The organism is Mycobacterium sp. 29Ha (genome assembly GCF_032883055.1).
In the GTDB taxonomy this organism is placed as follows: domain Bacteria; phylum Actinomycetota; class Actinomycetes; order Mycobacteriales; family Mycobacteriaceae; genus Mycobacterium; species Mycobacterium gallinarum.
The window spans coordinates 226,995-245,169 of the sequence record NZ_JAMQTI010000005.1 but is presented as its reverse complement, the minus strand read 5'-3'; the positions used below and the strand labels follow the sequence as shown (position 1 = coordinate 245,169).

General features: G+C 65.3%; 20 protein-coding genes. 6 read left to right on the top strand and 14 right to left on the bottom strand.

The annotated features are described in order from the left end of the window. Window positions 1-14: 14 nt before the first annotated feature. A complete protein-coding gene (locus tag M1248_RS09030; RefSeq protein ID WP_163730402.1) occupies window positions 15-812 on the bottom strand; it encodes a (2Z,6E)-farnesyl diphosphate synthase in 798 nt (265 codons plus the stop codon). A 53-nt stretch (window positions 813-865) separates the two neighbouring features. Between M1248_RS09030 and trhA the strand changes: the two genes are divergently transcribed. Beyond that, a complete protein-coding gene (trhA, locus tag M1248_RS09025; RefSeq protein ID WP_163730403.1) occupies window positions 866-1,600 on the top strand; it encodes a PAQR family membrane homeostasis protein TrhA in 735 nt (244 codons plus the stop codon). A 55-nt stretch (window positions 1,601-1,655) separates the two neighbouring features. Here the strand turns inward: trhA and M1248_RS09020 are convergent, their stop codons facing one another. From M1248_RS09020 to mca, 4 genes are read right to left on the bottom strand one after another with little or no spacing between them, the layout of a single operon-like run. Further along, entirely contained in the window at window positions 1,656-2,027 is a 372-nt protein-coding gene (locus M1248_RS09020) for a nuclear transport factor 2 family protein (RefSeq protein WP_163730404.1), read from the bottom strand. Between the two features lie 10 nt (window positions 2,028-2,037). Beyond that, the gene (locus M1248_RS09015; RefSeq protein WP_317148125.1) at window positions 2,038-4,062 is read right to left on the bottom strand and encodes a thioredoxin domain-containing protein; all 2,025 of its coding nucleotides are present in this window, start codon (window positions 4,060-4,062) and stop codon (window positions 2,038-2,040) included. Then, complete coding sequence (locus M1248_RS09010; RefSeq protein WP_317148124.1) at window positions 4,049-4,306, bottom strand: hypothetical protein; 258 nt, start codon at window positions 4,304-4,306, stop codon at window positions 4,049-4,051. Before M1248_RS09010 ends, M1248_RS09015 begins: the two co-directional genes overlap by 14 nt. Beyond that, on the bottom strand, window positions 4,303-5,175 hold the full coding sequence (gene mca, locus M1248_RS09005) for a mycothiol conjugate amidase Mca (RefSeq protein WP_317148123.1): 873 nt from the start codon (window positions 5,173-5,175) through the stop codon (window positions 4,303-4,305). Before mca ends, M1248_RS09010 begins: the two co-directional genes overlap by 4 nt. A 136-nt stretch (window positions 5,176-5,311) precedes the next feature. Between mca and M1248_RS09000 the strand changes: the two genes are divergently transcribed. The 3 genes from M1248_RS09000 (at window position 5,312) to M1248_RS08990 (ending at window position 7,161) form a co-directional block, all read left to right on the top strand. Continuing rightward, window positions 5,312-5,731: a DUF4307 domain-containing protein gene (locus M1248_RS09000; protein WP_317148122.1), complete on the top strand. Its 420-nt coding sequence runs from the start codon at window positions 5,312-5,314 to the stop codon at window positions 5,729-5,731. A 236-nt stretch (window positions 5,732-5,967) separates the two neighbouring features. Then, complete coding sequence (greA, locus tag M1248_RS08995) at window positions 5,968-6,462, top strand: transcription elongation factor GreA (protein ID WP_083126812.1); 495 nt, start codon at window positions 5,968-5,970, stop codon at window positions 6,460-6,462. Between the two features lie 36 nt (window positions 6,463-6,498). Next, window positions 6,499-7,161, top strand: a complete 663-nt coding sequence (locus tag M1248_RS08990) for a GOLPH3/VPS74 family protein (RefSeq protein ID WP_317148121.1) — start codon at window positions 6,499-6,501, stop codon at window positions 7,159-7,161. Here the strand turns inward: M1248_RS08990 and M1248_RS08985 are convergent. The 7 genes from M1248_RS08985 to M1248_RS08955 form a co-directional block, all read right to left on the bottom strand. Continuing rightward, complete coding sequence (locus M1248_RS08985) at window positions 7,153-8,307, bottom strand: cystathionine gamma-synthase (RefSeq protein ID WP_163730410.1); 1,155 nt, start codon at window positions 8,305-8,307, stop codon at window positions 7,153-7,155. The genes M1248_RS08990 and M1248_RS08985 overlap by 9 nt on opposite strands. Window positions 8,308-8,313: 6 nt before the next feature. Further along, window positions 8,314-8,898 carry an RDD family protein gene (locus tag M1248_RS08980; RefSeq protein ID WP_232076156.1) on the bottom strand — a complete coding sequence of 195 codons (585 nt, stop codon included), beginning with the start codon at window positions 8,896-8,898 and terminating at the stop codon, window positions 8,314-8,316. 10 nt (window positions 8,899-8,908) lie between these two features. Next, window positions 8,909-9,460, bottom strand: coding sequence for an RDD family protein (locus M1248_RS08975; protein WP_317148120.1), 552 nt, complete (start codon window positions 9,458-9,460; stop codon window positions 8,909-8,911). Between the two features lie 106 nt (window positions 9,461-9,566). Continuing rightward, on the bottom strand, window positions 9,567-10,547 hold the full coding sequence (locus tag M1248_RS08970; protein ID WP_163730412.1) for a hypothetical protein: 981 nt from the start codon (window positions 10,545-10,547) through the stop codon (window positions 9,567-9,569). Between the two features lie 143 nt (window positions 10,548-10,690). Continuing rightward, on the bottom strand, window positions 10,691-11,056 hold the full coding sequence (locus M1248_RS08965; RefSeq protein WP_163730413.1) for a CD225/dispanin family protein: 366 nt from the start codon (window positions 11,054-11,056) through the stop codon (window positions 10,691-10,693). A 177-nt stretch (window positions 11,057-11,233) separates the two neighbouring features. Continuing rightward, window positions 11,234-12,646 carry a cystathionine beta-synthase gene (locus M1248_RS08960; protein WP_163730414.1) on the bottom strand — a complete coding sequence of 471 codons (1,413 nt, stop codon included), beginning with the start codon at window positions 12,644-12,646 and terminating at the stop codon, window positions 11,234-11,236. Between the two features lie 44 nt (window positions 12,647-12,690). Beyond that, window positions 12,691-13,752: an alpha/beta hydrolase fold domain-containing protein gene (locus M1248_RS08955; RefSeq protein ID WP_163730415.1), complete on the bottom strand. Its 1,062-nt coding sequence runs from the start codon at window positions 13,750-13,752 to the stop codon at window positions 12,691-12,693. A 195-nt stretch (window positions 13,753-13,947) separates the two neighbouring features. On the opposite strand from M1248_RS08955, the gene M1248_RS08950 reads away from it, so the two are divergent. After that, window positions 13,948-14,916, top strand: a complete 969-nt coding sequence (locus M1248_RS08950) for an SGNH/GDSL hydrolase family protein (protein WP_317148119.1) — start codon at window positions 13,948-13,950, stop codon at window positions 14,914-14,916. A gap of 44 nt (window positions 14,917-14,960) precedes the next feature. After that, a complete protein-coding gene (locus tag M1248_RS08945; protein WP_163730417.1) occupies window positions 14,961-16,178 on the top strand; it encodes an acetyl-CoA C-acetyltransferase in 1,218 nt (405 codons plus the stop codon). Window positions 16,179-16,236: 58 nt separating this feature from the next. On the opposite strand, the gene M1248_RS08940 is transcribed toward M1248_RS08945, so the two are convergent. Both M1248_RS08940 and M1248_RS08935 read right to left on the bottom strand, forming a co-directional pair. Further along, complete coding sequence (locus tag M1248_RS08940; RefSeq protein ID WP_163730418.1) at window positions 16,237-17,097, bottom strand: endonuclease domain-containing protein; 861 nt, start codon at window positions 17,095-17,097, stop codon at window positions 16,237-16,239. Between the two features lie 137 nt (window positions 17,098-17,234). Beyond that, entirely contained in the window at window positions 17,235-18,083 is an 849-nt protein-coding gene (locus M1248_RS08935; protein WP_163730419.1) for a Bax inhibitor-1/YccA family protein, read from the bottom strand. Window positions 18,084-18,175 lie beyond the last annotated feature (92 nt).

Here is an 18,175-nt window from a genome sequence, read left to right as displayed (position 1 = left end):
AAGACCAGATGGTTCTAGATGCCGTAGCGGCGATGACGCGCGGTGTAGTCGCGGAGCGCCCGCAGGAAGTCCACCCGCCGGAACTCGGGCCAGTAGGCCTCGGTGAACCACATCTCCGAGTAGGCGCTCTGCCACAGCAGAAAACCTGACAGTCGCTGCTCCCCCGAGGTGCGGATCACCAGATCGGGATCCGGCTGCCCCGACGTGTACAGGTTCTCCGAGATGTTTTCCGCGGTCACGGCCTCGATCAGCTGTTCGCCGGTACGCCCGTTCGCAAGCTCCTTGGCGAGCAGCTGCCGCACCGCGTCGACGATCTCCTGGCGGCCCCCGTAGCCGACGGCGACATTGACATGGAAGGACCCGGCGCCGGCTTGCGATCGCGTCGACTCCACGGCGTCGCGCAACCGCTTGGCCGGCTCCTCGCCGATCAGTTCCAGGTCCCCGACTGTGCGCACGCTCCACCGGTTGGCGGGCGCACAGATCTCTTCGACGACGTCGGTGATGATTCCGATCAGCGTCGCCAATTCAGCGGGTTCGCGCTGCAGGTTCTCGGTGGACAGCAGGTACACCGTGGCCATCTCGACGCCCGCTTCCTGGCACCAGCGCAGCATCTCGGCGATTTTGTGGGCGCCCATCCGGTACCCGTAACTGACGTCGTCGTGACCAGCGTCACGAGCCCACCGGCGGTTCCCGTCACACAGCACCGCGATGTGGCGTGGGAGCTCGGATTTCGAGGAAGCCAGGCCTTGGCGCAACCGCAACTCGTACAGGCGGTACATCGGTTCCTTGAGTCGCGAAGGAATGATGGCCACCGAATCAGACTACTGTGGCAGTCGAATCCCCCAAGGCATAAGCGGAGGTGAACATGGTGCAGGTAGATGCCGACGAGGCTCAGCAGCCACCGGTGCGCGTCTACGCGGAGGATTTGCCCGAAGCGGTCGTCGATGGTGTCGCCAACTTCTTCCACAAACCGCGGTTGCGCGGTTGGATCCACGTCTACGCCGCGGTCGTCGCGTTCATCGCCGGCGCGGCGTTGGTGTCGGTGTCGTGGTCAGTGGTGTCCACGCGCGCAGGCCTCTCCACCCTTGTCTACACACTGACGATCGTCGCGATGTTCGCTGTGAGCGGTGCGTACCACCGGGTCGACTGGAAGTCGGCGACGGCCCGGAAATGGATGAAGCGCCTCGATCACTCGATGATCTTCATCTTCATCGCCGGCAGCTACACGCCGTTCGCGGTGCTGGCACTGCCGGAGTCCGACGGCATGGTCCTGTTGGCGATCGTCTGGGCCGGGGCCCTCGCCGGGGTACTGCTCAAGATGTTCTGGCCGTCGGCACCGCGCTGGGTCGGGGTGCCGCTGTACCTGTTGTTGGGCTGGGTCGCGGCGTGGTTCGTCGGGCCGATCATGCACGGCGCGGGCGTCGCCGCGCTGGTGCTGCTGATCGTCGGTGGCGCGCTCTACAGCATCGGCGGCGTGCTCTACGGCCTCAAGTGGCCGAACCCGTGGCCGACGACGTTCGGCCACCACGAGTTCTTCCATGCGTGCACGGCGGTCGCCGCGATCTGCCATTACATCGCGATGTGGTTCGCCGTCTTTTAGCGGCGATTTCGGTGTAGCTGGTCGCGCTCAGCGCGACTCAGAACACCGAAATCGCTCAGCCCTGGGTCATGTTCTCCGGGGTCCAGTAGGCCTTCATCGACGCGATCTTGCCATCGGAGTTGAACGTCATGACGCTGATGATGTCGATGCTCATCTTGGCGTCGCCCATGCTGATGGTCAGCACCCAGTGGAACGCCACCTCGTTGCCGAGGGCGCGCAGGGTGAGAACCTCGGTCCCGTTGTCGCCCTGGGGAATGGCCGAATAGAAGCCCCGGATCGCCTGGCTCCCGATGTGCACCTCGCTGCCGACGGGATCCTCGACGGTGGCATCGTCAGCGTAGAGCCCGACGATGTCATCGACCTTTCCCGCCGCGGCGTATTCGAGGTAGCGGTTGACGGTCGCGGCGTTGTCCTCAGGCGATGGCATGCGCCGAAGGCTACACGGACACACCGAGCGCGACGGCGAGATCCCCGGCGGAGGTGACCGGCAGGTCACAGGTCCTGCCACGGCATACATACGCGGCGTCGGCCCCGGCCACCCGGTCACGGTCGGCCAGCAGTTCCGAGGAGTTCACTTCACCGCCGACGACGACCGCGCCCCCGGGGGCCAGCGTGCGTGCGGCGGCCAGGAGGTCCGAGCCGACGGGATCGCAGGCGACGGCGATCTGAATGGGCCCGCGCACAGCAGCTTCGGCGACGGCCAGCCAGTGGCCGCCAGAGCGTGGCAGACGCGCCAGGATGGGCGCCGCACCCGTCAGCGTCGACGCGGCCGCCGAGGCGTAGACGTCAGCGCGGTGCGCGGGAGCCAGATGAGCCGCCAACTGCAACGACTCGGCGATCAGCGACGCACCGGACGGCGTCGCACCGTCCAGCGGATCGGCGGGCCGAACCATCAGGGTCTCAGCGTCATCCGCCGTGTCGTACCAGCGCCCAGCGGTCTCTGAATCGGCGAAATGCTGCAGCGCGATGTCGATCAACAGCATCGCCGAACTCAGCCACGACGTCTCGCCGGTCAGCTGATACAGCGTCAGCAGGCCGGTCGCCAGCGCGGCGTGGTCCTCCAGAATGGCGGCGCTGTCGCCGACACGGCCGCCGAGGCTGGCCCGGCGCAGTCGGCCGTCCACGATGTGCAGGCCGACGATCGCTCTCGCACATTGCGTTGCGGCGATGAGGAATTCGGGTTCATCGAGCGCCACCGACGCCTCGGCGAGCGCGGTGATCGCCAGTCCGTTCCATCCGGTGACGACCTTGTCGTCGCGGCCGGGTTGGGGGCGCGTCGACCTGGCGGCCAGCAGCGCCGTGCGAACCCGATCGAACCGATCGGCATCGTCGGGGTCACCCGGTAATTGCAGCACCGAGCTGCCGTGTTCAAAGGTGCCGACTTCGGTGACACCGAAAACCTCTGCGGCCCAAGAGCCGTCATCCGGCCCCAACAATTCGGCCAGTTGGGCCGGCGTCCACACGTACGTCAAGCCCTCGTGTCCGTCGGAGTCGGCATCCAGCGACGAGGTGAACATGCCGTCGGCGCCGAGGTCGTCGATGAGGAACCGCGCCGTTTCACCGGCCACTCTGCGCGCCAGCGGGTCTGAGGTGCGGCGAGCCCAGTGCGCGTATGCCCGCAGGAGCAGGGCGTTGTCGTAGAGCATCTTCTCGAAGTGCGGCACCACCCACGCGGCGTCGACGCTGTAGCGCGCGAACCCACCTGCCAGCTGGTCGTAAATGCCGCCGCGCGCCATCGCCGTACAGGTCCGCTCGACCGCCTCGAGGGGCATCAGGTCATTGGTGCGTTCGTGGTTGCGCAGCAGCGCCTCCAGCATCGCTGACGGCGGAAACTTGGGCGCCCCAGACTGATTGGTGATGAAACCGGCGTTGACGGGATCCTCGTGCTGAAGCACTTCGGCGACGGCGTGATCACACAGCGACGGCTGAATCGGCGGTCCGCCCCGGGGTAGATCCGACACCATCGACCGCAACTCGCCGCTGATGTGGTCGGAGGTCTCCTCGACGTCGGCACGGCGGGTTCGCCACGTATCGGAGACGGCGGCGAGCAGCTGCAGGAAGTTGGCCTTGGGGTAATACGTACCGCAGAAGAACGGGCGGCCATCCGGCGTCAGGAAACAGGTCATGGGCCAGCCGCCCTGACCGGTCAGCGCGACAGTGGCGTTCATGTACACCGCGTCGATGTCGGGCCGTTCCTCGCGATCGACCTTGATGCAGACGAACCCCTCGTTCATCGCGGCCGCGACCTGCTCGTCCTCGAACGACTCGTGGGCCATCACATGACACCAGTGGCAGGCCGCGTATCCGACCGACAGCAGGATCGGCACGTCCCGTGCCGCCGCCTCTTCTAGCGCCTGCGGTGACCACTGCAGCCAGTGCACCGGGTTGTCGGCGTGCTGGCGCAGGTAGGGACTGGTGGCCCCGCCCAAGGTGTTTCGGCCGGCGTACTCAGCCGGACTCACGCTTGCTCTCGCCGTCGTCGGCAGGGTCGTCGGAGCCCCCGCCAGCCTGTTCGTCGGGCTCGTCGAAGGACTTCGGCAGCTTACGCAGATGACGGTTCATGGACCACACCAGCAGGAACGTGCCGATCAACAACAGCACGAGGACCAGGAGGCCGAACGGGCTCGCCTTACCGAAATCCGGACCGGTCTGGCGGGGGGGATCCTGAGCCAGCAGGGTGACGATGGTCAGCGCGATGTCGTTCATTCGTCGATCTCGATCCCTGCGAACAAGTCCGTCTCGGGCACAGACACCGGGACGCGTGACCGTGCCAGCTCGAATTCCTCTGTCGGCCAAAGCCGTTGCTGCCATTCGATCGGCGCGCGGAAGAAGTCGCCGTTGGGGTCGATCTGGGTGGCGTGCGCTCGAAGCGCGTCGTCTCGCTGGGCGAAGTACTTCGCGCACTCGACCCTGGTGGTCACCCGCTTCTCGAAGATGTCGTGATCGGCTTCCCAGTGCTTGAGCCATTTCTCGAAGGGGCCCACCTCACCGTGCTTGGCGAACTCGTCCTGAATCAGCTGCATACGCTTCCGCAGGAAGCCGTGGTTGTAGTACAGCTTCAGCACGTTCCAGGGCTCCCCCGCATCGGGGAACAGCATATGATCGCCCGCGGCCTCATATGCGGCGATCGACACCTGGTGGCACCGGATGTGATCGGGATGCGGATAGCCGCCGTTCTCGTCATACGTCGTCATCACGTGGGGCCGGAACTTGCGGATGACGCGCACCAGCGACTCGGTGGGCTCCTCGAGGGGCACCAGGGCGAAGCAACCGTCGGGCAGCGGTGGCGGCGGGTCGCCCTCCGGCAGGCCCGAGTCGACGAAACCGAGCCAGTGGTGCTCGACGCCCAGGATCTCGGCGGCCTTGGCCATCTCGTCGCGCCGGATCTCGGTCATCCGGCCGTGCACCTCGGGCAGGTCCATGGCCGGGTTGAGGATGTCGCCGCGCTCGCCCCCGGTCAGCGTCACCACCATGACGCGCACGCCCTCGTCCGCGTACCGTGCCGTGGCGGCCGCACCCTTGCTGGACTCGTCGTCCGGGTGTGCGTGTACCGCCATCAACCGCAGTTCACTCAACCTGTTCTGCCTCATCTATGTCCCGAAGATGTCGCCACTCGGCCCTTACCGATCACGTCGATCGATTTCAACCATTCCGAGTAGCCCTATAGTTCCAGTTCTGTAGATCCATCCGACCGACGGGCATGAAAACTAGATGATCGAGCGTCCCTCCGCGCGTTATGGGCGCCAGCGTCTGACCCGGCGCCGGCGGCGGTTGATCGCCGGTGGGCTGACCGCGCTGGTCCTGGTGGTCGGGGTGACGATCGCGGTCATCGCTTCGGGACGGTTCAGCAATGCGGTCAAGGGCGAACTGGGCGGTTACCGCCTGGTCGACGACGAAACCGTCGACGTCACGATCAGCGTGACGCGCGAGGATCCGTCCCAGCCGGTGGTGTGCATCATCCGGGCCCGTTCGATCGACGGCGGCGAAACCGGTCGCCGCGAGGTCCTGGTCCCGCCGGCCACCCAGCAGACCGTGCAGGTGACGGTCGCCGTCAAGTCCAACAAGCCGCCGGTCGTCGGCGACGTGTACGGCTGCGGCACCGACGTGCCGTCCTACCTGGTGGCTCCATAGACACCAGTACGAGACAACGCAACAAACGCCGAACTGCGAATACGTGAAAATCCGCTGTCCCCGCGGTGCTACGATGGATCGATACACGGTTCCCCGTTGGGACCGTGTATTGCTGCATTTAGTGCGCTGATTAGGCGTCGACGACGGTGGCAATACACGAAGAGCTCCCGGCGGCGCGACATGAAACCTACTTACGCGAAGAGCGCGAGAGCAACGAACGACAGGAGCGCGACATCATGACCGACACGCAGGTCACGTGGCTGACTGAGGAAGCACACGATCGGCTGAAGGCCGAGCTCGATCAGCTGATCGCCAACCGACCGGTCATCGCCGCGGAGATCAACGACCGACGCGAAGAGGGCGACCTGCGCGAGAACGGTGGCTACCACGCCGCCCGCGAGCAGCAGGGCCAGGAAGAGGCCCGCATTCGCCAGCTGCAGGAGCTGCTGAACAACGCCAAGGTAGGCGAGGCCCCCAAGCAGTCCGGCGTGGCGCTGCCCGGTTCGGTGGTCAAGGTGCAGTACGGCGACGACAAGAGCGATACCGAGACGTTCCTGATCGCCACCCGCCAGGAGGGTGTCAGCGACGGGAAGCTCGAGGTCTATTCGCCGAAGTCACCGCTCGGCGAAGCGCTCATCGACGCGAAGGTCGGCGACGTCAAGACCTACACGATCCCCAACGGCAACACCGTCAAGGTGACGCTCCTCAGCGCTGAGCCCTATCACTCCTGAGGCAGCCGCCTCGGCGCCCGCGCTACAGTCCGCACTATGGCGCAGATCGCCGAGGATCTCCTTCTGCTTCTACTCGACAACGCGTCGGCACAGCCCGGACTGGAACGCCACCGACGTGAGCGCGTACTCGCGGCGGCGGTGCTGCTGGATCTCGCGTACGCCTGCAGAATCCGGCCTGCGATGGCCGAAGACGCAGTCGAACCCGGTCGGCTGATCGCGCTGTCAGTGCCGGGTGTGATGGATCCGATTGCCGAGTCGGCGTTCCAGTTGCTGCAACGGCGGCCGCTGCGACCGGCGGCTGCCGTGAAGAAGCTGTCCAAGCGCACCGCCGATGATCTCACCCACTATCTGGAGCAGACCGGCCAGATTCGGCGTATTCGGTTGCAGTCCAACCGATTGACCCATCCCTACGCGTGGCCGCTGACGAACCGGCAGCGGGTGGATCAGGCGCGTTCGGCGCTGTTGGCCGCGCTGTTCGACCGACGGCCGCCGGCACCGGTGACAGCGGCGATCATCACCCTGCTTCACGCTGTCGACGGGCTGGGCGCTCTACTGTCGCTCAACGATCGCGGATGGCGGTGGGTGCACGCCCGGGCTGGTGAAATCGCAAGCGGCAGTTGGATCGACGAATCTCCGACGTCGATACGCGAAGTGAATCTCGTGGTCACCGCGTCGGCGTTGCGGCCCGTCCTAACCTAACGCCTGCGCCAGATCGGCGATCAGGTCCACCGAGTCCTCGATGCCGACCGACAGACGCACGAGATCGTCGGGCACCTCCAGTTGGGATCCCGCTGTCGAGGCGTGCGTCATCGCGCCGGGGTGCTCGATCAGCGATTCCACTCCGCCCAGCGACTCGGCGAGGATGAAGATCTCCGTACTCGCGCATAGCTTGCGGGCGGCGTCCGCACCGCCCCGCATACGCACCGACACCATGCCGCCGAAGCCGCTCATCTGCTTCGCGGCGACCTCGTGGCCCGGGTGACTCGGCAATCCCGGATACAGCACCGTCGCGATCGCCGGGTGATCCGCAAGGAATTCGGCGACCAGCGCCGCGTTTTCGCTGTGCTGGCGCATGCGCAGCACCAGGGTCTTGAGTCCGCGCATCGTGAGATAGGCGTCGAACGGGCCCGCCACCGCGCCCGCACCGTTCTGGAGGAACGCGAACGCGGTGTCGAGTTCTTCATCGCTGGTCAGCAAGGCGCCACCGACCACGTCCGAGTGGCCACCGATGTACTTCGTCGTCGAATGTAGGACGATGTCCGCCCCGAGTGTCAGGGGCTGCTGCAGCGCAGGCGACGCAAACGTGTTGTCCACCAACACTTTCACCTTCGACGACGACGCGATACCGGCGATACCCGCGATATCGGCGATCGACAGCAATGGATTGGTCGGCGTCTCCACCCAGATCAACTTGGTCTGCGGTGTGACCGCGGCGCGGACGGCGTCGAGGTCGGACAGTGACACCGCGGTGTAGTCGATACCCCACTGCGTGAACACCTTGTCGATCAATCGGAAGGTGCCGCCGTAGGCGTCGTCAGGCATGACGACGTGGTCTCCGGGCCGCAAGACCGCGCGCAGCGCGCAATCGGTGGCCGCCATCCCCGACGCGAACGCCCGACCGTACTGGGCCTCCTCGACGGCGGCCAGCGATGCTTCCAGTGCGGTACGGGTCGGGTTGCCGGTACGGGCGTACTCGTATCCGCCGCGAAGGCCGCCGACACCGTCCTGGGCGAAGGTGGAACTCGCGTAGATCGGGGCGTTGACGGCGCCGGTCGCCGGGTCGGGCCGAAAGCCTGCGTGGATGGCCTTGGTGGCAAGCCCCCTCGACCTGTGCTGTTCAGTCATCACCGATCAGGGTAGCGACGGGTCCTGCGGCTCGATCCACTGCGGGGGTGGCGGCGGCCCAGCACCCAGCGGGAGGCAGACGGTACCCACGATCTTGTCGGCCAACGTCTGCCGCTTCTTGTCCCACAACGGCCACAAATATCCGACGCAGCAGACGATTTGGTCCACGTAGTGGGCGATCTGGCGGACGAGCGACATCCAGAAGCCGATGGGCTGCCAGGTCTGCGCGCTGACGACGCGGAACTTCATCACCGACTTGCCGATGCTCTGGCCCGTTGCGCCCTGCCGATAGCAGAAGTTCCAGATGAAATAAACCACGCCCGGCAGCACCGCGATGAACTGGATCGACGTCCAGAAGTCAGACACTGCCGGGGAGCAATAACTCTGGCCGCTGCCATAGATGCTGTCGAGACACTCCACATCCCCCGCGACCACCAGACCGACGAGTGGAATCAGGAAGATCACCCAAATGGGGGTCCAGTCGATGAGGTTCGCGACCACCCGGGTACTCCAACGCGTGTACGCCTGCTTCGGCAGCACCGAGGCCGGCGGCGCGTGGTACGGATGCGGAGCGGGTGATGAAGCCGTCACGTGCGCCGATCTACAGCGGTACGCAGACGGTTTTGAGGAGCTTGTCGGCGATTGTCTGCCGTTTGGCATCCCACAGTGGGAACAGGAATCCGATGTAGCAGATGACGGCGTCGACACCGTGGGCGAGCTGGCGCAGAAGCGACTTGCCGACTCCGATCGGCTGCTGCGTCTGCTCGCCGACGACCTTGAAATCCATTATCTGTTTACCGATACTGGAGCCGGTATTACCCTGCCGCACAACGAAATTCCACAGCGTAAACGCCACGGCGACCAGTACACAGAGCGAGAAGATGATCCACGCCGTCGTCGAGGGTCCGTTTCTTCCGGTGGCGCAGAACGCCTCGGCCACACACAGAGTTTCGGTCGGCTGGAAGGTGTAGAGGACGACGCCACCGATGGCGGTGAGCAGGTACACCGGGATGCTGTCGATCACGTAGGCGAGCACTCGGGTGAACCACGGCGTGTAGTTACTTCCACTGACGACGGGCGCAATCGAGGGAACACCCTGCGCGAAATCACCCGCGGGTGGCTGTGGCGGCTGACTGGTCACGTTCGCCCTCACTGTCAATCCATCGCGACTGGTCGCAGCTTACAAATGTGACCGCGATGGCGCAGAGAGTCGCGAAGACCCGGTCTGCGCACATCTGCGCAGACCGGGTCTTTCACGATCACGGCGTCAGCGGAGCAATCTGGCCGTTGGTGAGCTTGCGGTAGGTGTACACCAGAAACAGCCCGGCGACCGGGATGGCAACGATCAGCCCGATCAAACAGGCCAACGTCCCGACGATCGTGATGGCGTAGATGACGAGTAGTGCGAGGATCACCGGAACAAAGTTGTTCTTGGTGATCTCGAAGCTCTGTTTGATCGCGTCAATGGGAGAGGCATTGCGATCGACGATGATCACGGTCGCAAAGAGCGTGAACAGCGACACCGCGATCCCACCGATGAAGCAGAAGGACAGGATTCCCGCCGCTATCCCGATGATCAGGGTCGCGACGATCACGCTGCCGACGTTTCTCGGCTTGAAGAACGACCCGATCGTCACCGGTTGTCCGTTCGCGATATCCAATAGGCCACCCAGGTAAGCCGATTGCATCGCCGCGGCGACCACCATCAGGATGAGGTATCCGACGATCAGCGCCAGGAAGCTCGCGAAGCCGAAGCTCGCCTCGTAGCTGTAACTGGTGCCGTAGGACTCATAGGTCTGCGTCGGCGCAAGAGCGAACGCCAGCCCGTAGACGGCACCGAGGAGAATGCCGACGATGAGGGCGTACACGAGCGCCGGGACGATCAGCGCCGCAGCGTTTTTGCTGAACTTGTTCCACGCCCACGAGAACCCCTCGCCTACGTTAAGGTCTTGTGCGCCAGGGAAACCCGGGCCCGCAGCCGGTGGATAACCGCCGGGCGCGCCCGGTTGCGGGTAGCCCGACTGCTGGCCGTAACCGCCCGGTCCAGGTGGCGGCGGTGCGTAACCACCACCGGGAGGCGGGGGTGGTGCGTAACCACCACCTGACGGCGGCGGGTAGTTACCACCCGGCGGTGGTGGTGGGTAGTTACCCCCCGGCTGGGGCGGTGGGTAGTTACCACCCGGCGGGGGCGGCGGGTAGCCGCCACCCGGTGGTTGCGGAGGAGGCGGTTGATCACTCATGGTTTGCCGTTCCTTTCCATGACTTCCATGACTTCCATGACTGCCGGATTTCACGATCCGGTTTCAATCCAAATCCCCACTGGCACCGTCGAAGTGGCAACCGCGGCCCAGGGCGACGACGCGGAGCGAGAGCTCCGTGAACGCTAGGAGTAACTAGTTGTCGCGCCGATGCCGACGACGACGTTGATGACGATCACGATCACGAACACGATGACGCCGGCGATCGCACCCCACACCGCGTACTTCTTTGCGTCGTCAGCCGCCTGCTGCGCTTCGGCTGCGCGCCCCTGTGCCCACAGACCGGAGACCTGAGTGGACTTCACGATCGACACGATTCCGAGTGGTAGACAGCACAACACCGTCACCAAAATGCCCCAGATCAGGTTGTTGTTCGGCTGTGCCGCGGGAGCGGGAGGGGGGTAGCCGCCGCTCGGTGGTGGCGGCGGCGGGTAGTTCCCTGGCGGCGGCGGAGGGTAGTTCCCGGGGGGCGGCGGGGGTTGTTCGGTCATGGGGCCTTCCAGTCATTGTCTTAGCTGGCAACGAGCGTGCTTACCCTACCGGAGAAGTGGGGTGCCGCAGAGGTTTCTGCGCGGAAGTTGATCATGTGGCGAATGAGCGAAATCCGCTGGTAACCGCCGGATCGGGAGCCCGCCACCCCAATTGTTTGCCAGCCTTTGCAAGTCCGACTACCGGACTCGACGACTGCTTCCCTCGGACAGAAAGCCCAGTAGGTCATGGCGGGTCAGGACGCCCACCGGCTTGCCCTCTTCCACCACCATCACGGCGTCGCACTCGCGCAATGTCTTGGCGGCGGTGCTGACGAGCTCTCCCGCACCGATCAGCGGCAGTGGCGGACTCATGTGCTGCGACACCGCATCTGCCAGGTTGGCGCGGCCCTCGAACACCGCGGACAGCAGTTCGCGCTCTGCGACGCTGCCCGCCACCTCACCCGCCATCACGGGCGGCTCGGCGCCCACCACCGGCATCTGTGAGACGCCGTACTCGCGCAGGATGCCGATCGCGTCGCGCACGGTCTCCGACGGGTGGGTGTGCACCAGGTCGGGCAGCGCACCCGACTTGCCGCGCAGCACCTCCCCGACGGTCGTCTCCTCGACAGAACCGTCGAGCCGGCTACGGAGAAAGCCGTAGGACGACATCCATCCGTCATTGAAAACCTTTGACAGATAACCTCTTCCGCCATCCGGCAGGAGGACGACCACTAGCGAATCCGGGCCCGCCTTCTCGGCTACCTTGATGGCGGCGACCACGGCCATGCCGCACGAACCACCGACGAGGAGGGCCTCTTCGCGGGCCAGCCTGCGCGTCATCTCGAATGAGTCCGCGTCGGACACGGCGATGATCTCGTCCGGCACAGTCGGGTCGTAGGCCGACGGCCAGAAGTCCTCGCCCACTCCTTCGACCAAGTACGGCCTGCCGGTGCCGCCGGAGTACACCGACCCCTCGGGGTCGACGCCGATGACCCTGACCGGGCCTTCTGGACGCCGCCCAGAAACCTCCTTGAGATACCGACCGGCCCCGGTGATCGTGCCGCCGGTGCCGACGCCCGCGACGAAATGGGTGACCTTGCCGTCGGTGTCCGCCCATACCTCGGGGCCAGTGGTCTCATAGTGGCTGGCGGGCCCCATGGGATTGGAATACTGGTCGGGCTTCCACGCGCCGTCGATCTCCTCGACGAGTCGATTCGAGACGCTGTAATAGCTGTCCGGATTGTCCGGCGCCACGGCCGTGGGGCAGACCACGACATCAGCGCCGTACGCGCGCAACACGTTCTGCTTGTCCTCGCTGACCTTGTCGGGGCAGACGAAGATGCATTTGTAGCCGCGCTGCTGCGCCACGAGCGCCAGCCCCACACCGGTATTGCCGGAGGTCGGCTCGACGATGGTGCCGCCGGGCTTGAGTTCGCCGCTGGCTTCGGCCGCGTCGATCATCTTGATCGCGATGCGGTCCTTGGAGCTGCCGCCGGGATTCAGGTACTCGATCTTGGCGGCGACGGTGCCCGCGCCGTCGGGGACGACGGAGTTCAGCTGTACCAGAGGGGTATTGCCGATGAGCTCACTGATGTGCCGTGCGATCCGCATGACTCCATCGTGTCAGGCGGGGCAGCGGGGTACCAGCTCAGGGTTTACCAGGTGGCTTCGCGGATGTAGTCGCCGATCTGGCGCAGCGACCGCTTCGCCTCGGGAACCGCGGGCGATGCCAGCTGGAACACGTGCATTTGACCCGGCCAGACGCGGACCTCGACGGGTACACCAGCGGCCGCCAGCCGTCGGGCCGCCTTACGCGCGTCGCTCACCAGAACTTCGGACCCCGACACATGAATCAGCGTGCGCGGCAGCCCCGGCTCGATGTGGTCGAGCGGCTCGTAGATCTCTTCTGGCTTTCCGTCGACCATGTGCCGACCCGCCGCCTCCTTGACCAAGTCCACCAAGGCGTAGAACGCGCGCGGCGGGAACATCGCATCGCTGTGGATATTCGGGTGGTTGGCGCGGCCTTCGTTGTCGATCTCGAACAGCGGCGACATCGTAACCATCGCTGCGGGGATTTCGCCTTCCAAGCCCTCGCGTTGCAGTTTCTCGGCGAGCGCCAGGGCCAGGTACCCGCCGGCGGAGTCGCCCGCCAGCACGATCTGATTGGGCTCATAACCCTTGAGTCGCAACCACTTATAGGCGTCGTAACAGTCGTCGAGCGCCTGACCGACGGAGTGCTTGGGGATCATCCGGTAGTTGACGACCAGCACCGGACAGTCGGCGTAACCCGACAGCGCGGTCACCAGCCGGCCGTGGGAGTTCACTCCGCACGTCAGGAATGCCCCGCCGTGCAGGTACAGAATCACGCCGCGCTTGCCGTCCGCAGGCAGTACGCCGCCCGCCCGCACGAGCTGTGCGGTGCATTTCGGCAAAGAAATCGTCGCGCGCACCGTGCCGGGGGCGGGACGCATGACCCGCGACGCAAAATCGACCAAACCCCAAGGCCAGGGCAGGCGCGGAGCGTAGCTTCCGATAGCTAGTGTCGGTCGGATTGTTAGCAGAGCCGCAAGAGAAGTGAGCCGCCCCGCGAGGCTCGGGCCGTCCTCGACGACCTCTACGGGTGCGCCGTCGCTGACTGGGAACTTGCGCGGTTTACGTACTCTAGCAGGCGTTTCGCCGACGCGAGACGCTGTGGCCACCTTACTGGGTGCCGTCATCGCCACCACTCCCTACGACTTTGTAGAGCCTCGGGCCGCCGTTTGCTTCAGCGTTACCGTTACCTTAGCTTGACAGGCTCTGTTCATTTCAACAATCAACGAGTCGATTTCGATACCGGACTTGATACCGCACTGTGATCCGCTGTCGTTGGTCGCCACGCGGATATCCCAGAAAATCCCTTCTAAACTTGTCACGTGGGCATACGTGTTCCGCGTAGGACAACGACGGTCGCCGTTGCGGCCGCGGCCACCCTCGCATCCACGGGCTCCGCATATGTGGGAGCCCGCAATCTGCTGAGCGGCCAGGCAGACAAGGCTCGCCGCGTCATACCGAAGGCGTGGGACGTGCCACCACGCGCCGACGGCGTCTACGCGCCCGGTGGCGGACCCGTGGAGAAGTGGCACCGCGGCGTCCCCTTCGACCTGCATTTGATGGTCTTCGGCGACTCCACCGCCACCGGTTACGGCTGTGATGACGCCGAGGAGGTGCCTGGCGTGCTCATTGCGCGCGGGCTCGCCGAAGTGTCGGGCGAACGCATCAGGCTGAGCACGAAAGCCATCATGGGCGCGACGTCGAAGGGGCTATCCGGGCAGATCGACGCGATGTTCGTCGCGGGCCCACCCCCGGATGCCGCGGTGATCATGATCGGCGCGAACGACATCACCCGGCCCAACGGCATCGGTCCGTCGGCGCGACGACTGGGCAGGGCGGTCGGGCGGCTACGGGCCAGCGGCGCCGTCGTCGTGGTGGGGACCTGCCCGGATTTCGGTGTGATCACCGCGATCCCCCAGCCGCTGCGGTGGGTGGCACGCAGTCGCGGGTTGCGCCTGGCGCGCGCCCAGGCGTCGGCCGTGCGCACCGCGGGCGGTGTGCCCGTGCCGTTCTCCGATCTGCTCACGCCCGAGTTCCGCAAGGCGCCCGAAGAGCTCTTCAGCCAGGACATGTTCCACCCGTCGGGCGCCGGTTACGCGCTCGCGGCGCAGCAGTTGCTCCCCGCTCTGTGTAATGCGTTGGGCGAGTACATCGATGGTGAACAGCCCGAAGATGCGCTGGAACCACGAAACGCCGAGGGTAGCTCGCTGCTGGCGCGGGTGGGCAACATCAGCCGGTTGTGGCGCCGCTCAACTGGGGTCCCCGCACCCATCGTGGTGCCCGCAAGTTAGGTTTGCTTCAGTTTCGATATCCGTCGAATACAAGGAGAAATCTCATGGCTGAAGCCGTCATCGTCGCCACTGCACGCTCGCCGATCGGCCGCGCCGTCAAGGGGTCGCTCGCCACGATGCGCCCCGACGACCTCGCGGCGCAGATGGTTCGGGCGGTGTTGGACAAGGTTCCCTCGCTGGACCCGAAGGACATCGACGACCTGATGATGGGCTGCGCGCAGCCCGCCGGTGAGGCCGGCTACAACATCGCCAGGGCGGTGGCCGTCGAACTCGGCTACGACTTCCTGCCGGGCACCACGGTCAACCGGTACTGCTCGTCGTCGCTGCAGACCACGCGGATGGCTTTCCACGCCATCAAGGCCGGTGAAGGCGACGTGTTCATCTCCGCGGGTGTCGAGACGGTGTCGCGGTTCGGCGTGGGTGCGGCCGACGGCGCGCCGAACTCGAAGAACGCGATGTTCGAGGAGGCCCAGGCGCGGACGGCCAAGCAGGCCGAGGGGGCCGACGAATGGCACGACCCGCGTGCGGACGGCCTGGTGCCCGATGTGTACATCGCGATGGGCCAGACCGCGGAGAACGTATCGCTGTACACCGGCATCAGCCGCGAGGACCAGGATCACTGGGGCGTGCGGTCGCAGAACCGCGCCGAGGATGCGATCAAGAGCGGCTTCTTCGAGCGCGAGATCGTGCCCGTCAAGCTGCCCGACGGTACGACCGTCACGACGGACGACGGCCCGCGCGCGGGCACCACGTACGAGGCTGTTTCGCAGCTGAAGCCGGTGTTCCGCCCCAACGGCACCATCACTGCGGGCAACGCGTGTCCGCTGAACGACGGTGCGGCCGCGGTCGTCATCATGAGCGACACCAAGGCCAAGGAATTGGGCCTGACGCCGTTGGCGCGCATCGTGTCCACGGGTGTGTCGGGGCTGTCGCCGGAGATCATGGGCCTCGGCCCGATCGAGGCGATCAAGAAGGCGCTTGCCAAGGCGGGCAAGACGATCAGCGACATCGACCTGGTCGAGATCAACGAGGCGTTCGCGGTGCAGGTGCTCGGGTCGGCGCGCGAACTCGGCATCGACGAGGACAAGCTGAATGTGTCCGGCGGCGCGATCGCGCTGGGTCATCCGTTCGGCATGACCGGAGCGCGTATCACCGCCACGCTGCTGAATAACCTTGCAACGCACGACAAGACGTTCGGCATCGAGTCGATGTGCGTGGGTGGCGGCCAGGGCATGGCGATGGTGGTCGAACGCCTCAGCTAGCTTTCGTTGACTCTGCGTAACGCCGTAGTGTGCACTCAGATCGCAAATCGAGCCGACTTCAGGCGATTTCGCGATCTGAGCGCACACTAGACGGCCACGCCCGGCGGACACGGTTGACGATGTCGGCCGGATGGGCGCCCGCCACGACTCGAATATGGGTCCAGCCGCGGTATGTGATGAATTCCGATCGCACGATGTCCTTTCCGAACGCCGGACGCTGGCGATGGTGATCACCGTCGTACTCGACGGCGATCATGACGTCTTCCCAACCCATATCGAGGAAATAGCGGGGACTGCCGAAGTCGTCGAGAATTGGGATCTGCGTTCGCGGTCGTGGAAATCCGGCGCGAACGAGTAGCAATCGAAGCCAGGTCTCCCGCGGCGACTCGGCGCCCTCGTCGCACCAGTCCAGGGCTGATAGCAGCCGAGGTATGCCGGGAGATCCCCGATGCCGACCGGCGAGTTCCTCGACGGTACTGCGGTCGAAGCGGGTGGCATTACCTAGCGCATCCAGTCGCGAAATCCCCGTGTCGCCGCGGATCAGTCGCCCGACGTCGAATGCGGTGCGCTCCGGTGTGGTCACCGCGATTCCGGCAATCAGCTGGCTTTCGCCAGGGCCCAACCGATCTCTTCGGGTCGTGATCCCATCGGGCGACCGTGCGTTCGCCCAGATGAGCTCGATCGGAATGTCATCGGCGATCCACTGCGCCCCATGCATCGCCGCGGCCGCCTCGCCCGCAACGACGCCCCGCCGTCGCGTCCACAGCCATGCCCCCCTCGTCCGTTGCGCCAACGTCGGCGGTGCATCGCCAGCGAGGTAGACGTCGGGATACACAGCACGGAAACGCGTACGCAGTTGGTGCTTGTTTCTGACGGTGCCGTCGCGCAGGGCCTCACTGCCGAGGAAGGGATTGTCCACGCCCGCACTGTGGTCAGGCGATCAGACGCGTTCCGCGGCATAACGAAACACACCACCGCCGGATGTGGATGAATCAGGGATTGTGGAGACACGAAAAAAGCCCGGCACATTTCGTGCCGGGCCTTTCGCGGTGACTGCTAGTCGCTGTTGAAGTACGACAGCAGCCGCAGGATCTCGAGGTACAGCCAGACCAGCGTGACGGTCAGGCCGAGGGCGACGCCCCACGCGGCCTTCTCCGGCGCACCGGCGCGAATCAGCTGGTCGGCCTGGTCGAAGTCGATCAGGAACATGAAGGCCGCCAGTCCGATGCAGACCAGCGAGAAGATGATCGCCAGTGGACCACCGCTGCGCAGGCCAAAGCCCTCGCCGCCGCCGACACCGAAGATCGCGAGCACGAAGTTGAGCAGCGCGATGGCCACCACGCCGAACAGGGCCGCGACCATCATTCGCGTGAACTTCGGCGTCACCCGAATGGCGCCGGTCTTGTAGACGACGAGCATGCCGACGAACACACCGACGGTTCCGAAGATCGCCTGCGCGATCATTCCGGGGCCACCGGTGGAGACGAGGTTCGCGAACAAGAACGACGCGGCGCCCAGGAAGAGGCCCTCGAGCGCGGCGTAACTCAGCACGATCGCCGGGTTGTCCTGCTTGCGTCCGAATGTCGCAATCAACACCATCGCCAGACCGCCGAGGGCGCCGACGAGCACGAACGGCATCATCAGCGCGACGTTCTGCGCCACCAGGAAGTACGACAAGACGCCGACAGCCGTCACCACCGCAAGGGTGATGCCCGTCTTGGTGACGACATCGTCGATGGTCAGCGGCCGGGAGACACCCGTCTGCCGCTGGTCGGGATACTGCGTCACATATGGATCGGCCTGTACCGCCTGCGCACCGTAGCCTGCGGCTCCGGTACCAAACTGCGCATAGCCACCCTGCCCCTTGGGCAAGGAACGAAATACCGGGTTGCTGGACTCCCGCACCGTCGGTTCCTCTCTGATGCTTGGTTCGACTCGTTGACGAACACTCGATCAACGACTGACGATCCCGGACGGTTCCCGAAAGAACCTCCCAG